14 protein-coding genes are annotated in these 14,765 nt (G+C 64.8%); 5 read left to right on the forward strand and 9 right to left on the reverse strand.

What is annotated here, in order from left to right:
- The first annotated feature begins 43 nt into the window (after positions 1 to 43).
- The 5 genes from cphA (B3446_RS08580) (at position 44) to B3446_RS08600 (ending at position 6,644) form a co-directional block, all read left to right on the forward strand.
- Entirely contained in the window at positions 44 to 2,659 is a 2,616-nt protein-coding gene (gene cphA / locus B3446_RS08580; RefSeq protein ID WP_291379781.1) for a cyanophycin synthetase, read from the forward strand.
- Between the two features lie 59 nt (positions 2,660 to 2,718).
- Positions 2,719 to 5,289, forward strand: a complete 2,571-nt coding sequence (cphA, locus tag B3446_RS08585) for a cyanophycin synthetase (protein WP_291379783.1) — start codon at positions 2,719 to 2,721, stop codon at positions 5,287 to 5,289.
- A 549-nt stretch (positions 5,290 to 5,838) separates the two neighbouring features.
- Positions 5,839 to 6,039, forward strand: coding sequence for a CsbD family protein (locus tag B3446_RS08590; RefSeq protein ID WP_006218180.1), 201 nt, complete (start codon positions 5,839 to 5,841; stop codon positions 6,037 to 6,039).
- A 27-nt stretch (positions 6,040 to 6,066) separates the two neighbouring features.
- The gene (locus B3446_RS08595) at positions 6,067 to 6,231 is read left to right on the forward strand and encodes a DUF1328 domain-containing protein (protein ID WP_006389411.1); all 165 of its coding nucleotides are present in this window, start codon (positions 6,067 to 6,069) and stop codon (positions 6,229 to 6,231) included.
- 74 nt (positions 6,232 to 6,305) lie between these two features.
- Positions 6,306 to 6,644, forward strand: coding sequence for a BON domain-containing protein (locus B3446_RS08600; RefSeq protein WP_056567736.1), 339 nt, complete (start codon positions 6,306 to 6,308; stop codon positions 6,642 to 6,644).
- 106 nt (positions 6,645 to 6,750) lie between these two features.
- On the opposite strand, the gene B3446_RS08605 is transcribed toward B3446_RS08600, so the two are convergent.
- The 9 genes from B3446_RS08605 to B3446_RS08645 all read right to left on the reverse strand — a co-directional run.
- A complete protein-coding gene (locus B3446_RS08605; protein WP_291379805.1) occupies positions 6,751 to 7,623 on the reverse strand; it encodes a PhzF family phenazine biosynthesis protein in 873 nt (290 codons plus the stop codon).
- A 75-nt stretch (positions 7,624 to 7,698) separates the two neighbouring features.
- On the reverse strand, positions 7,699 to 9,123 hold the full coding sequence (locus tag B3446_RS08610; RefSeq protein WP_291379807.1) for a 4Fe-4S binding protein: 1,425 nt from the start codon (positions 9,121 to 9,123) through the stop codon (positions 7,699 to 7,701).
- A 41-nt stretch (positions 9,124 to 9,164) separates the two neighbouring features.
- Complete coding sequence (locus B3446_RS08615) at positions 9,165 to 10,013, reverse strand: FTR1 family iron permease (RefSeq protein WP_175122866.1); 849 nt, start codon at positions 10,011 to 10,013, stop codon at positions 9,165 to 9,167.
- A 14-nt stretch (positions 10,014 to 10,027) separates the two neighbouring features.
- Positions 10,028 to 10,351 (reverse strand): cupredoxin domain-containing protein, encoded by a 324-nt coding sequence (locus B3446_RS08620; protein WP_056322182.1) that lies wholly within the window; start codon positions 10,349 to 10,351, stop codon positions 10,028 to 10,030.
- 32 nt (positions 10,352 to 10,383) lie between these two features.
- The gene (locus tag B3446_RS08625) at positions 10,384 to 10,920 is read right to left on the reverse strand and encodes an iron transporter (RefSeq protein WP_291379810.1); all 537 of its coding nucleotides are present in this window, start codon (positions 10,918 to 10,920) and stop codon (positions 10,384 to 10,386) included.
- A gap of 222 nt (positions 10,921 to 11,142) precedes the next feature.
- Positions 11,143 to 11,709 carry a polyhydroxyalkanoate synthesis repressor PhaR gene (gene phaR / locus B3446_RS08630; protein ID WP_056567750.1) on the reverse strand — a complete coding sequence of 189 codons (567 nt, stop codon included), beginning with the start codon at positions 11,707 to 11,709 and terminating at the stop codon, positions 11,143 to 11,145.
- A gap of 119 nt (positions 11,710 to 11,828) precedes the next feature.
- Positions 11,829 to 12,566 (reverse strand): 3-ketoacyl-ACP reductase, encoded by a 738-nt coding sequence (locus tag B3446_RS08635; protein WP_191576669.1) that lies wholly within the window; start codon positions 12,564 to 12,566, stop codon positions 11,829 to 11,831.
- Positions 12,567 to 12,646: 80 nt separating this feature from the next.
- Entirely contained in the window at positions 12,647 to 14,281 is a 1,635-nt protein-coding gene (locus B3446_RS08640; protein WP_291379813.1) for a PHA/PHB synthase family protein, read from the reverse strand.
- Positions 14,282 to 14,405: 124 nt separating this feature from the next.
- A partial coding sequence (locus tag B3446_RS08645) for a polyphenol oxidase family protein (protein ID WP_291379815.1) occupies positions 14,406 to 14,765 on the reverse strand: 360 nt, incomplete at its 5' end.

Genomic DNA, 14,765 nt, shown 5'->3' on the forward strand with positions numbered 1-14,765 from the left:
GGGCGTCCGCGCGTGCCAACCTGCTTCTCGAGCGAATTAAAACATGAAAAAGAAAGACATTGAATTTATCGATGTCGTGGCTTTGCGCGGCCCGAACATTTGGACGTATCGTCCGGTCCTTGAAGCATGGGTGGATATCGGCGAACTGGAGGATTACCCCTCCAACACGATTCCCGGATTTTATGAGCGCTTGACTGAATGGCTGCCGACGCTGATCGAACATCGATGCAGCCCCGGCGTGCGGGGCGGTTTTCTTGCCCGTCTGAAAGAAGGCACGTGGCCCGGCCACATCCTTGAACACGTCACGCTTGAATTGCAGAACCTGGCCGGCTTGCGCGGCGGCTTCGGCAAGGCCCGCGAAACCTCCAAGCGCGGCGTCTACAAGGTCGTCGTGCGCGCCTGGCAGGAACAGGTCACCCGCACCGCGTTGAACGAAGCGCGCGACCTCGTCATGGCCGCCATCGAGGACCGGCCGTTCGACGTGCCCGCCACCGTGGCCAAGCTGCGCAGCCTGGTCGACCGCCACTGCCTCGGTCCCAGCACGGCCTGCATCGTCGATGCGGCCGATGATCGCGATATTCCCTATATCCGTCTTTTTGAGGGCAACCTCGTCCAATTCGGCTACGGCTCCGCGCAGCGCCGCATCTGGACGGCCGAGACCGATCGCACCAGCGCCATCGCCGAAGGCATTTCGCGCGACAAGGACCTGACCAAGGAACTGTTGTCGACCTGCGGCGTGCCGGTGCCCGAAGGGCGCCTCGTTGAAAGCGAGGAAGACGCGTGGGACGCCGCTGAAGACATCGGCCTGCCCGTGGTGGTCAAGCCCTACGACGGCAACCATGGCCGCGGCGTCTTCACCAACCTGACGACGCGTGAGGAGGTGGTCTCCGCCTACCGCGTCGCCGTGGACGAAGGCAGCGGCGTCATCGTCGAACGCTTCGTGCTGGGCAACGAACACCGCCTGCTGGTGGTCGGCAACCGCATGGTCGCGGCCGCCGCCGGCGAGCCGGCGTGGGTGACGGGCGATGGCACGTCGACCATCACTGAACTCATCGACAGCCAGATCAATACCGACCCGCGCCGCGGCCGTACCGAGAACCATCCGCTCAATCCCGTGCGCCTGGATTCCGCCGCCCGGCTGGAAATCGCGCGCCAGGGTCTGTCGGAAGACAGCGTGCCGCCCGAAGGCCAGCGCGTGCTGGTGCAGCGCAGCGGCAACGTCGCGTTCGACGTGACCGATCGCGTCCACCCCAGCGTGGCCGCCACCGTGACGCTGGCCGCGCGCATCGTCGGCCTGGACATCGCCGGCGTGGACCTCGTGGCCGAAGACATCACGCGCCCGCTGGATGAACAGCGCGGCGCCATCGTCGAAGTCAACGCTGGACCGGGCCTCCTGATGCACCTGAAGCCGGCCGACGGCACGCCGCGTCCCGTGGGCCGCGCGATCGTCGACCACCTCTTCCCCGAAGGCGACGCGGGCCGCATTCCCATCGTGGGCGTGACCGGCACCAACGGCAAGACCGTCGTCGCCCGTCTCGTCGCGCGCCTCTTGCACCTGTCCGGCAAGCGCACCGGCCTCGCATGCAGCGAAGGCCTTTACCTGGACCGCCGTCTCGTTCAAAAGGGCGACCGCGCCGACTTCGCGTCGGGCACGCGCCTGCTCATGAACCGCAACGTGGACGCCGCCGTCATCGAAAATGACAGCGGCGTGATCCTTGGCCAGGGCCTGGCCTACGATCGATGCCAGGTCGGCGTGGTCACCAACATCGACGACGGCGATCATCTCGGCGACTTCGACATCAACGAAACGGAACGTCTGTTCAACGTGTTCCGCACGCAGGTGGACGTGGTCCTGCCCGACGGCGTCGCCGTGCTGAACGCACGCGATCCGCGCGTCGTGGAAATGGCCGAGCTTTGCGACGGCGGCGTGATCTTCTTTGGCATCGACCCCGCCCTGCCCGCCATCGTGCAGCATCTGGCCCAGGACGGCCGCGCAGTGTTCGTGCGCGACGGCAGCATCGTGCTGGCGCAGGGCGGCCAGGAAGAACGCCTGGCCGACGTGGCCGCCATCCCGCTGACACATGGCGGCCGCGTGGCCTTCCAGGTTGAAAACGTGCTGGCTGCCGTGGGTTCGGCGTGGGCGCTGGACATTCCGGTGGAACTGATCCGCGCCGGCATCGAGACCTTCGACATCGACCAGGCCGACGCGCCGTGGCAGTTCACGCTGTTCGAGCGTAATGGCGCCACGGTGGTCGTAGACGACGTGCACAACGCGTCCGCGCTGCGCCCGCTGATCACGGCCATCGATCAGTTTCCGTCCGCCAAGCGCGCCGCCGTCTACTCGGCCGGCGCGGACCGCCGCGACGCGGACCTGATCGAACAGGGCAAGCTCCTTGGCGACGCCTTCGACCGCGTGGTTCTGTATGACGACGCGACCGTGCGCAGCAAGCGCCCCGACGGCGAAGCGCGCGCGCTGCTGCGCCAGGGCCTGGCGCAAGGCAGCCGCGTCAAGGACATCCAGGACGAGCCCGACCACGGCAAGGCCATCGCCAGCGTGCTGGACGGCATCGGCGCCAACGACTTCGCCCTGCTGCAGTCCGACGAGGCGTTCTCCGGCCCGACCGTCGATCTGGTCCGCCGCTGGATCCAACAAAACTGACCTTATTAGGCGCGCGGCCGCCCCCGGCGGACGCGCGCCAGACGACAGGAAAACCTGCCATGGAAGTCTCCCGTATCCGAGCATTGCGCGGCCCCAATCTGTGGAGCAAGAACACCGCCATCGAGGCCATCGTGTCCTGCGGCGATGCCGAATGCTCCATCGACAACCTGCCCGAGTTCGAAGCCCGCCTGCGCGCGCGGCTGCCGCAAACCGGGCTGCTGCGCCCCGAAGGCCACCAGGGCGCGGTGTCCATCGCCCACGTGCTGCAGATCGTCGCGCTGACGATGCAGGCGCACGCCGGTTGCCCCGTCACGTTCGGCCGCACCGCCTCCACCATCGAACCGGGCGTGTTCCAGGTCGTGGTCGAGTACAGCGAAGAAGAAGTCGGCAAGCTGGCGATGGAACTGGCGCAGGACCTCGTGCGCGCCGCGCTCGATGACACGCCGTTCGACATTGCCGACGCCCTGAAGCGTCTGCGCGAGCTGGACGAAGACGTGCGTTTGGGACCGAGCACCGGCTCCATCGTGAACGCCGCCACCGCGCGCAACATTCCCTACCGCCGCCTCACGCAAGGCAGCATGGTCCAGTTTGGCTGGGGCAGCAAGCAGCGCCGCATCCAGGCCGCCGAAACCGACCTGACCAGCGCCATCTCCGAATCCATCGCGCAGGACAAGGACCTGACCAAGATGCTGCTGGACGCCGCGGGCGTGCCAGTGCCGATGGGCCGTTCCGTGACTACCGCCGAAGAGGCTTGGGAAGCGGCGCAGGAACTGGGCGGCCCGGTCGTGGTCAAGCCGCGCGACGGCAGCCAGGGCCGCGGCGTCGCGGTCAACATTGAAACCCGCGAGCGCGTGATCCAGGCCTTTGAAGTGGCCGAGGAGATCAGCTCCGAGGTGATCGTCGAACGCTACATTCCGGGCCACGACTTCCGCCTGCTGGTGGTGGGCGGCGCGCTGGTCGCGGCGTCGCGCCGCGATCCGCCGCAGGTCACGGGCGACGGCCAGCAGACCATCCGCCAACTGGTCGATCAGGTCAACGCCGACCCGTTGCGCGGCGACGGCCATGCCACGTCGCTCACCAAGATCCGTTTTGACGACATCGCCCTGGCGACGCTGAAAAAACAAGGCTTCGACGCCGATTCCGTGCCGCCCTCAGGCACGCTGATCTTCCTGCGCAACAACGCCAACCTGAGCACCGGCGGGTCCGCCACCGACGTGACCGACGAGGTCCACCCCGAAATGGCGGCGCGCGCGGTGTCCGCGGCCCGCATGATCGGTCTGGACATCTGCGGCGTGGACGTGGTGGCCGAGACCGTGCAGTACCCGCTGGAAGACCAGCACGGCGGCGTCGTGGAAGTCAACGCCGCGCCCGGCCTGCGTATGCACCTGAACCCCTCGTTCGGCAAGGGCCGCGCGGTGGGCGAAGCCATCATCGCCAACATGTTCGCGGACGGCGACGATGGCCGCATTCCGGTCGTGGCCGTCGCGGGCACCAACGGCAAGACCACCACGGTTCGCCTGACCGCGCACCTCTTGGGCGCGGCCGGCAACCGCGTGGGCATGACGAACTCCGACGGCGTGTACGTCGACAACCTGCGCATCGATACGGGCGACTGCAGCGGCCCGCGCAGCGCGCGCAGCGTGCTGATGCACCCGGATGTGGACGCCGCGGTGTTTGAAACCGCGCGCGGCGGCATCCTGCGCGAAGGCCTGGCGTTCGACCGCTGCAACGTCGCCATCGTCACCAACATCGGCATGGGCGACCATCTGGGTCTCGGCTACATCAGCACGGTCGAGGACCTGGCCGTGGTCAAGCGCGTCATCGTGCAGCACGTGCATCCGTCGGGCATGGCGGTACTGAACGCGGCCGATCCCATCGTGGCCGAGATGGCCGCAAGCTGCCCGGGCTCGATCACCTACTTCGCCGAAGACCGCAACCACCCCGTGCTGGCCACGCATCGCGCGCAGGGCCTGCGTTCGGTTTACCGCGATGGCGATGCCATCGTGGCAGCACAGGGCGCCGACGAGGTGCGTTTCCCGCTGTCCGAGATCCCGCTCACGCGCAACGGCACGATCACCTTCCAGGTCGAGAACGCGATGGCTTCCATTGCGGCGGCATGGGCGCTGGGCCTGGGCTGGGATGTGGTGCGCCGCGGCCTGGCCACGTTCGTCAACGACGCGCAGACGGCTCCTGGCCGCTTCAACGTGTTCGACTACCGCGGCGCCACGGTGATCGCCGACTACGGCCACAACCCCGACGCCATCCAGGCGCTGGTGCGTGCCGTGGACGCCATGCCGGCCAAGCGCCGCTCGGTCGTCATCAGCGGCGCGGGCGACCGCCGCGACGAAGACATCCGCATGCAGACCGAGATCCTGGGCGCGGCCTTCGACGACGTGCTGCTCTACCAGGACCAGTGCCAACGCGGCCGCGCGGACGGCGAAGTGCTGGCCCTGCTGCAGCAGGGTCTGGTGGGCGCCAGCCGCACCACGCAGATCGACGAGATCCACGGTGAGTTCGTGGCGATCGACACGGCGCTGGCGCGCCTGAATGCCGGCGATCTGTGCCTGATCCTGGTCGATCAGGTGGAAGAAGCGCTGGACCACATCGCCAAGCGCATTGCGCAGCCCTGAACGCTTGGCGGAAATGCGGACGGGGCGCTCAGGCGCCCCGTTTTTTTTCGTCTCGCGATGCCATCAGCCGTGCGGGGATACGATGGGCGCCGAGGCCTGATATCGGTCCGTCACGTGCGTGCACCCCACGGCCGCCATGGCGCCAAGCGCCAGCAAGAGGGCGCTGCAAAGTCGTTTCGTCATGCGAGTTTTTCTCCCTTTGCGTGTCGAACCGCCAGCCGGTTCCGTGTGGACTATACCGGCATGCGCCCTGCCCGGCCAGCCGCGCCAGCAGTGGGTTTCGAGAGCGGATCGGTTACTAGCCGCGCACAAAAGGGGTCAAATGGTTGCTCAAATGTAACTCGACCTCCGTGCGCCCGGAACGCGATTTCTCGTCTCAAACACAGGGCTTTTTCCGCAGAGGCGCCGTTACATTTCTCCACAGCGTTGTTTGACAGCCCCAGGGGGCGACTCGTAGCTTAGAACCTAGCTGATCAGTTCCCAACACACCGCGTCCCGGCAGCTTCATAGGCCATGAACCTGCCGCCGCATGAAACCAGAGAGGTCACCATGAACAACGACATCATCGCCGGAAAGTGGAAGCAACTGACGGGCAAGGCCAAGGCGGCCTGGGGTGAACTCACCGACGACGAACTGACCCGCACCGAAGGCAACGCCGAGCGTCTGGCTGGTCTGATCCAGGAGCGCTACGGCAAGACCAAGGATGAGGCGCAAAAGGAAGTCCGCGACTTCTTCGACCGCAATCCCTGATTCCCATAACCACCAGGAGAAGCTGACATGTTGCATTACGCCGTAGTTTTCTTCGTTATCGCGATCATCGCGGCTGTCCTGGGGTTCGGCGGCATCGCCGCCGGCGCCGCGGGGATTGCCAAGATCCTGTTCTTCGTCTTTCTGGTCCTGGCTCTGCTGTCCATTCTGGGCGGCGCCTTCCGCAAGAAATAGAACCCGCATCTGAGCTTTAGTAGATCGTCATAGCGTCACGAACGCGCTGAACACCAAGAAAAAGGAGCATTACTATGGAAATTCGCAAGCTGATCGCCGCCGCCGCACTGGGTACTGGCGCTGTCTTCACTTCCATGGCTTTTGCCGCCGATGACGGCAAGCCGAAACAGTCCGTGGGTGAATACGCGTCCGACGCCACCGTGACCACCAAGGTCAAGGCCGCCTTTGTTGCCGACAAGCAGCTGAGCGCCCTGGAAATCGCCGTCGAAACCAACAACGGCGAAGCCACGCTGACCGGCACCGTGGGCACCGCTGCCGAAGCGGATCACGCCGCCAAGGTCGCCCGTGGCGTCGAAGGCGTGAAGCAGGTCAAGAACAACATCAAGGTTGATCCGGCCAAGAACCGCAAGTAATCAAGGCATCGATGTAGTCGACGCCTGATTTGAAAACGGCGCCTGTGCAAACAGGCGCCGTTTTCACGTTTGGCTTTTACGTGCGCGTGTTGGGATGCGCGTTTTGCTACAGCGTGACGGCGCCGCGGCCGATTTCCAGCGCGCGCCCGCCCACCTGGATGCGGCCATCGGTCGAGACATCCAGCTGCAGGCGGCAGGGGCGGCCGGTCTGGTCGCCCTGCTCCACCAGCACGCTGGCCGGCAGCGCGGCCTTGCGGTGCAGGAGCCAGCCGCCGAGATTGGCGCACGCCGAACCGGTGCCGGGATCTTCGTTGATCGCACCGCCCGGCGTGGCGTAGAAGTAGCGGGCCACGACAACCTGTCGGCCCGCCTGGACATTGCCGTCGTCAAACGCAAACAGATAAAGCGACTTGCGTTCGAGGCTGCTGGTCTGCCAGCGGCCGAGCAGCGACGCATCCGGCTTGGCCCGGCGCACTGCGTCCACGCTGGCAAGCGGTACGAGCAACTGGTCCGCGCCGGTGTCCACCCAGATCGGGTCGGCCAGCAGGTCGTTTTCGCCCAGGCCCACCAGCCCGGCGATGCCGGCGGGATCCAACTTGGGCGCGGCGGTGCGCACCCCGCCCGGACACGGCGCGGTGAAGGTCCACGCGTCGCCATGGGCAGTGAGCGGCACGACGCCGGCCTGGAATTCCAGCGCCAACGCGTCGCCGGTCCGCCGCAGATCGCGCACGACCTGCGCGGTGCCGATGGCGGGATGCCCGGCAAACTTCATTTCAAAACCCGGCGTGAAGACGCGCACCCGCGCGTCCGCTTGATCCGAAGGCAGGATGAACGTGGTCTCGGACAGATTGAATTGCGCTGCAAGATTGAGCATGGTGGCATCATCCATGCCGCGCGCGTCTTCAAACACACAGAGTTGATTGCCGCTGAATGTGGAAGAGGCGAAAACGTTGAGTAGGCGAAATGCGTAGGAAGCCATGGCGGATAGCAGTAAGGAAAATGCCGGCGGCGCCGGATAAGCCCCCACTGTATCGCAGCGGCCCCCGTCAAACGCCTACCAGACCGCGAAGAACAGCACCCACGCAATGCAGAACGGCGCGAGGCCCGCGGCCAGCACAAGCCCCGCGCCAACCTTGCGCGCGATGCCGACCGGACGCGCATTCAAGAGGCGCGCGTAAAGACGCAGCGTCCACAGCACCGCCAGGGTCAGCAGCGTGAACCGCACCGGCGTCGCCCATGCCGCCTGCACGCCTTCATGCTTGAGCAGCGTGATCGTCGTGGCGGACAGCCCTAAGAACACGCCAATGCCAGCCGACGGAATCAGCGCCTGCGCCAGCTTGTGCAGGCCAGCCCGCCCCAAGCGCGAGACGGGCGCATGGGCAGCATGGGAATTGAGGGGCGCCGGCGGCACCGGTGCGGCGGGCGCAATGCGGTCGGCGATCCACAACGACAGGAAGGCCGCACCGCCCACGCATATCGTGGCGCCGACGACAAAGAGCAAAATGCCGGCGCCGTCCAGCCACGAGAAGCTGTCGTTCACGTCCGGGTAGTGCGTCAGGATGAACCACGGCGCGTTGTCCATCAGCGGCCACAGGATGTCGTGCTCGACCAGCCAGGTGGCGGCCCATTGCTTGGCCGTCACGAACCACGGACTGGCGCTCCAGAGAAACGCGCCGATTGCAATGCCCATCAGGCCGAAACACAGCAATGCCGTCTGCCACGGATCGCCATCGGCCACGTGCACGATCTCTTCTTCAGGCGAGCGGGGCGTCAGTGCAATGGCGCCGCGATAGCCACTGCACCGTCCACAGACGTGGCAATCGCCCGCGCCCTTCATGTGGCGCAGCGGCACCAGCGGCGCACAGTTGATGGGCTCGATGCGGATGACGGGATGGCGCCACTTTTCCTCGTCGACCTTGAAGTGCCAGGGCGCCAGCTTGGCCAGCAGGTTGAACACGCCATTGACCGGGCACAGGTACTTGCACCACACACGCTTGCTGCGCCCATAGCGCCAGCCGACGATCATGGCCGCCACGGTGGACCCGCCCAGGACGGCCAGCACCGCCAATGGGTACTGATAGACGCTGACCAGCTGACCGTAAATAGTCGTCAGCGCGAAGGCCACGAACGGCCAGCCGCCCCAGCGCATCCACTTTGGAATGGCACGGCCCTGGCCACGTTCGCTGGCCCATTCGGTCAGCATCCCTTCGGGACACAGCCAGCCGCACCATGCGCGCCCCAGAATCGGCATCGAGATCAGGACGAACGGCCACCACACGCCCCAGAAGGCGAACTGCGCCACGACGGTCAGATTGTTGAACACCGATGCCGCGTTATCGGGCAACGGCAGCAGCGCGGGCACGATGAGAAGGAACGCGTACAACGCGACAATGCCCCACTGCAGCTTGCGCAACAGCGGGGCATGGTCACGGAGGAAGTCGGCGATGCGGGAGGTTGCCCTCCCGAGTGCAGCAGCCATGGTCAAACCTTAAGAAATTCAGTCCGGAGAAAACACCGGAATCAGGATGCTCCCCGGGCTGCGGCCACGGGCGCGGGCCGTCCGCCCGCCCAGCGCAGCAACGCCCAGACGATGATCCAGTAAGCCACCCACAACAGCAGCGAAGACAGTGCGGGCAGCGCACGGTATCCCGCGAAGTCGGCCAGCACCTTGCCAATGCCCGTGCTGTCGCTCAGCAGCCAGGAGCTGTCCCAGACCGGATCCACGATGGTCGGCAGGACATCCAGGGAAATCAGGTGATCCAGACCGCCCACCAGCAGCGAGCCGGCCAGGAGCAGCAACAGGATCTCAGTCACGAAGAAAAAGCGGCGCCACGTGATGAGCTTGCCGCCCAGCTGCAGCAGCCAGAACGTCAGCAGCGCCACCGCGAATCCCGCCACCCCGGCGACGGCCAGCATCAGCATGTCGCTGCCGCCTTCGCCCGCCGACACCGTGCCGTACAGGAACACGACCGTCTCGCTGCCTTCTCGGGCGACGGCGATGGCGACCAGCACGAGCAGGCCCCACCAGTTGTCGCTTGCCACGGAGGCGCGCGCCCCGCTTTCGAGTTCGCCCTTGAGCGTGCGACCGTGCTTTTTCATCCACACGACCATCTGCACCACCAGCGCGCAGGCGGCTAGCGACATGATGGCCTGGAACCATTCCTGGCCTTCATCGCTGAGCCAGGACGACACGCCCAGCAGCACCAGCGCCAGCGCCACGGCCAACGCCAGGCCCGCCGCCACGCCGCCCCACAGGTACGGCAGTCCGCGCTTGCCTTCCGGCGTGGCGCGCAACCACGTGTACAGAATGCCCACCACGAGCAGGGCTTCGACGCTTTCGCGCCAGACGATGAAAAGTACCTGTTCCATGCTTTGGTGCCGCGTTATTCCTTGGGCTTGACGACCAAGGTGCCTTTCACGCTCTGGTGAAAGTCGTCAAAAAAGGGATACTCGCCGGGACGCGAAATGGTGATGACCACGAAGGACTTCACCCCCGGTCCCAGGACTTTTTCCTTGCGCAGCGGAATGCTTTCGAATTCCACCGGCTCGTTGCTCTCGTTGATGAGTTCAATCTTGAAACGGCCCGCGGGCACTTCCAGCGTGGCCGGCTCAAACGTGCCGTCCGGCTTGAACCTCAAGGTGAACGTAGGCAGTTCGTCCGCCTGCGCAGGCGCCATGCCGGCTACGCCGGCCAGGCCGATGAGCATTGCGGCAAGTACGCGAAGCAGGCGGCGCACGATCAGTAACCGCCCTTCTTGCCGGTGCCGGCGTAGACGAATTCATACTCCAGGTCGAACGGCTCGAACCATTCGCCCACGCCCGTTTCCTTGTCGACGTGACGGCCGAAGTGGCTCATCTTGTTCGCCGTCGGCGGCAGGATGGTGTACTTGAGCTTGTATTTGCCCGGGCCCTCGAGCTTCACGTTTTCGCCATAGTGCGGGCCATCGTTGGCGAGCATCGGCATGAACGTGCCCTTCTGCACGTTCTGGCTGCCGACCTTCTGGATCTCGTAATTCACGACCAGATACGGCACCCACTCGCCTTCAGGAAAACCGGTCTTGTTGCCGGCCGTGGCGTGGATGTCGGCCTCCAGGTGCACGTCGGAATCCTTGGCCGGACGCATCATGCCGGGCGGGTCCATTTCGATCGGCTGCAGGTACACCGCGCCAATTTCCATGCCGCCCTTTTCGACAGGCTTGCCGATGGGGTATTCGGCCGCATGGGCGGCGGACACGCTCAACGCGACAATGGCCAGCGCCAAGGCTTTCTTGATCATGTGCATAATCCTTGAGACACAAATGAAAATAGCGGCTCTCAAAACACAAACAAGAACCGTTTTCATTAATTTAGTGGATTTTGCTGACACAACCCTGAACCTGGCCGCACTAAAAGTGCCGGATCATTGCGTTGGCTCAATCAGCAAAAAGCCGCCTTGGCATTCGCCAAGACGGCTTTTTTGCATTGACGCGGACCAGTCAGGCCCGGCGTCCCGCGGTGTTTACTTGCGGCCCGCGCCCGGGGTGCTGCCCGGCGTGAACGGGAAGGTCGAGAACATCGCGCGCGTCTGATCCTGCATCTGGTCCTGCATCTGCACGAACAGGTTTTTGCTCTGGTCGATGTAGTTGTTCATCATGTTCTGCAGCATCGGCGTCTGCACATTCATGAATTGCGTCCAGGCTTCCGGCCCGAACTGGCTGCCGTACAGGCCCTTGGACTGCTCGGCCATGCGCTGCTGGATCTCCATAAAGGCCTGGATGTTCTTTTCCAGGTACGAGCCCATGATGCCTTGCATGGCGTGGCCGTAGAAACGGATGATCTGCGACAGCATGTTCGAGGAGAACATCGGCATGCCACCGCTCTCCTCTTCAAGAATGATCTGCAGGAGGATGCTGCGTGTCAGGTCTTCGCCGCTCTTGGCGTCGACAACCTGGAATTCCTCGTTCGCCAGGACCAGTTGCTTGACATCTGCCAGGGTGATGTAGGTGCTGGTCCGGGTGTCGTATAAGCGACGGTTGGGGTATTTTTTAATCAGGCGCAGGCTGGCGCCGGTTTGTGCTTGCGTCATGGTTGTCCCCGGATCGGGCGATCTCTTTAGGCTTCGAATAATGTGAGTGTAATGCTGTACGGCCCTCTGCCCGAAGCCGTACAGCGCCAGTGGGCCGCCGCGGGGCGGCCCACGTCACGTCAACCCATGTGCAGGCCGCCGTTCAGCGAGAAGTCCGCGCCGGTCGAAAAGCCGGATTCATCCGACGCCAGCCACGACGTCATGGACGCGATTTCCTCGGGCGTGCCAAGGCGGCGCACCGGAATCGTGGCGACGATTTTTTCCAGCACGTCCGGCCGGATGGCGCGGACCATGTCGGTGCCGATGTATCCCGGCGAGATCGTGTTGACGGTCACGCCCTTGCTGGCCACTTCCTGAGCCAGCGCCATCGTGAAACCGTGGATGCCGGCCTTTGCCGTGGAGTAGTTGGTCTGGCCGAACTGACCCTTCTGGCCATTGACCGAACTGATGTTGATGATGCGCCCCCACTGGCGCTCGACCATGCCGTCGATGACCTGCTTGGTCACGTTGAACAGGCTGTTCAAGTTCGTGTCGATGACCGCGCGCCAATCGTCGGCCGTCATCTTGCGGAACAGCCCGTCGCGGGTGATGCCCGCGTTGTTGACCAGCACGTCCACCGGGCCCAGGTCAGCCGTGACCTTTTCGAAAGCGGCAACGGTGGATTCCCAATCGGACACGTTGCCCACCGACGCGTAGAACGTGAAACCCTGCGCGGCTTGCTCATCCAGCCATTGCTGGTAATTGCGGCTGGGGCCGCAACCTGCCACGACGCGAAAGCCATCCTTGGCCAAGCGCTGGCAAATAGAGGTGCCGATCCCGCCCATCCCGCCTGTTACGTAAGCCAGTTTTCCGCTCATTGGACTTCCTCCTGTGTGCGACGGACGCCTCGTTGATTAAACATCTTCCTGCCCGGGGGATCGGACCGCGATACGCGGTATCAGGCCGCCCGGACCTTTACATATCTGCCAGGGGCCGGCTCGATCGGCCGGTACTTGGCATTGCCTGCCTTTGTCCTTGCTTTGACCTGTTTGCCCGAATGCTCGGCCAGCCAGCCCGACCAGTCCGGCCACCAGCTTCCAGGTTGCTCCACGGCCTGCGAAAACCACGTGTTGGGGTCGCCGGGAAGCGGTTGGCTTTCCTGTTCCAGCGCATCGGCCACCCAGTAGCTGCGGCGCTTCTTGGCGGGCGGATTCACGACGCCCGCAATGTGGCCGGATGCGCCCAGCACGAAACGCTGGGGTCCGCGCAGCACCTGCGTGGACGCGTAGGCGGAGACCCACGGCACGATGTGGTCTTCGCGCGAACCGAAGATGTAGACCGGCATGCGCAACCGCGTCAGGTCCAGCGGCAGGCCGGCGGCCTGCGCGCGGCCCGGCACCTTGAGGTTGTTCTCAAGGTAGGTATTGCGGAAATACCAGGAAAAGAAAGGCCCCGGCAGGTTCGTGCTGTCGCCGTTCCAGAACAACAGGTCGAAGGCCGGCGGCTTTTGACCCTTCAGGTAATTGCCGACCACGTAGTTCCAGACCAGCTCATTAGGGCGCAGGAACGAGAAGGTGGTGGCGAGATCACGGCCCGCCATCAGGCCGCCGTTGCCCAGTTGATGGTCGCGCATGAGCGCGTGGGTTTCGTCGACAAAGACGTTCAGGACGCCGGTGTCGTGAAAATCGAGCATCGAGGTGAGCAGCGTCAGCGCGGCCACGGGATGCTCGCCGCGCGCTTCGGCCAGCGCCAGCGCCGCGCCCAGCATCGTGCCGCCCACGCAGAAGCCCAGCGCATTGACCTGCGGCTGCTTCGTGATGTCGCTGGCCACACGCAGCGCCTGCAGCACCGCGTCGTCAAGGTAGTCGGACCAGGTGGCGCGGTCCACGCCGTCGGTATCGGCCGCCACCGGATTGCGCCAGGAAATCAGGAAGACCGTGTAGCCCTCCCCGACCGCGTGACGCACGAACGAGTTCTCGGGCTGCAGATCCAGGATGTAGAACTTGTTGATGTTCGGCGGCACGATGACCAGTGGCCGTTCGTGCACAGTGCCGGTCGACGGCGCGTACTGGATGAGCTGGAACAGCTTGTTCTCGAACACCACGTCGCCGGGGGTGGTGGCCACGTTACGGCCGATCTCGAATTGGGACTCGTCGGTCTGTGTGATGCGGCCTTTCTGGACGTCGCCCAACAGGTTTGCAAGGCCTTCGTTCAACGCGCGTCCCGCGCTTTCGACGATGGATTGCTGCGCGTCGGGATTCAATGCCAGGAAGTTGCTGGGTGACAGCGCGTCGACCCATTGCATGATGGAGAATCGAAGGCGGTCGCGCATGGGCTCGCTGACCTGCGCGGCATCGACCATGCGCTGCATGGCGCGGGCGGACAGCAGATAGGTATGCGCCAGCAACAGATGCGACGCGTTCGCCGCCCAGGCATCGCCCGAGAACCGGCGATCGGACGGCAGCGCCAGCGTGCCGCGCTGGGCATCGTCGCAAAGGCGTTGCCATTCGCGCGCGAACTCTGCCTGGATGTCAGCCAGGACTTCCGGTGCCACGCTCACCGGAATGGGACCTGCGGAGAGATTGGCATTCACTTCGACACCTTGTTATCGAGACTTCGCGATTGATGTTGCATTCCGGGTCCAGGACTGTCAATGCGGGTATACAAGGAGGCTTACTACGGTAAAACGCAAGCCCGGGCCCGGCCTTTGCGCGGCGTCAAACCGGGTGCAACCAGGCCAGCATTGCCATGCGTCCCGTCACCCCGTCGCGGCGGTAGGAAAAGTACCGGTCCCTGCGCGTCACCGTGCATTCGCCGCTGAGGGACACCTCTTGTACCCCGGCGCGCCGCAGCCGGAAATCCGCCAATCCGGCGAGGTCGGCCAGCCACTTGCCGGCGGCGCCGGCACGTGGCGCGAAAAAGCGCGCCGTGGCCGGGTCGTCCGCCGTGAAGGCGTCCAGCACGTCCTGCCCCACTTCGAAGTGCTGCGGGCCGATGCCAGGGCCGACCCAGGCTCGCCATCCGGTCGCCTGCGGCGCCTTGGCGCGCATGGCGTCCAGCGTATGTTCCAGGACGCC

The organism is Achromobacter sp. UBA5777 (assembly GCF_002418565.1).
GTDB classification, from domain to species: Bacteria; Pseudomonadota; Gammaproteobacteria; order Burkholderiales; family Burkholderiaceae_B; genus Achromobacter; species Achromobacter animicus.

What these genes read in the sequence shown, in the direction of transcription:
- cphA (WP_291379781.1), top strand. Translation starts at nt 44, where the DNA reads ATGAAAAAGAAAGACATTGAATTTATCGATGTCGTGGCTTTGCGCGGC.
- cphA (WP_291379783.1), top strand. Translation starts at nt 2,719, where the DNA reads ATGGAAGTCTCCCGTATCCGAGCATTGCGCGGCCCCAATCTGTGGAGC.
- B3446_RS08590 (WP_006218180.1), top strand. Translation starts at nt 5,839, where the DNA reads ATGAACAACGACATCATCGCCGGAAAGTGGAAGCAACTGACGGGCAAG.
- B3446_RS08595 (WP_006389411.1), top strand. Translation starts at nt 6,067, where the DNA reads ATGTTGCATTACGCCGTAGTTTTCTTCGTTATCGCGATCATCGCGGCT.
- B3446_RS08600 (WP_056567736.1), top strand. Translation starts at nt 6,306, where the DNA reads ATGGAAATTCGCAAGCTGATCGCCGCCGCCGCACTGGGTACTGGCGCT.
- B3446_RS08605 (WP_291379805.1), bottom strand. Translation starts at nt 7,623, where the DNA reads ATGGCTTCCTACGCATTTCGCCTACTCAACGTTTTCGCCTCTTCCACA.
- B3446_RS08610 (WP_291379807.1), bottom strand. Translation starts at nt 9,123, where the DNA reads ATGGCTGCTGCACTCGGGAGGGCAACCTCCCGCATCGCCGACTTCCTC.
- B3446_RS08615 (WP_175122866.1), bottom strand. Translation starts at nt 10,013, where the DNA reads ATGGAACAGGTACTTTTCATCGTCTGGCGCGAAAGCGTCGAAGCCCTG.
- B3446_RS08620 (WP_056322182.1), bottom strand. Translation starts at nt 10,351, where the DNA reads ATGCTCATCGGCCTGGCCGGCGTAGCCGGCATGGCGCCTGCGCAGGCG.
- B3446_RS08625 (WP_291379810.1), bottom strand. Translation starts at nt 10,920, where the DNA reads ATGATCAAGAAAGCCTTGGCGCTGGCCATTGTCGCGTTGAGCGTGTCC.
- phaR (WP_056567750.1), bottom strand. Translation starts at nt 11,709, where the DNA reads ATGACGCAAGCACAAACCGGCGCCAGCCTGCGCCTGATTAAAAAATAC.
- B3446_RS08635 (WP_191576669.1), bottom strand. Translation starts at nt 12,566, where the DNA reads ATGAGCGGAAAACTGGCTTACGTAACAGGCGGGATGGGCGGGATCGGC.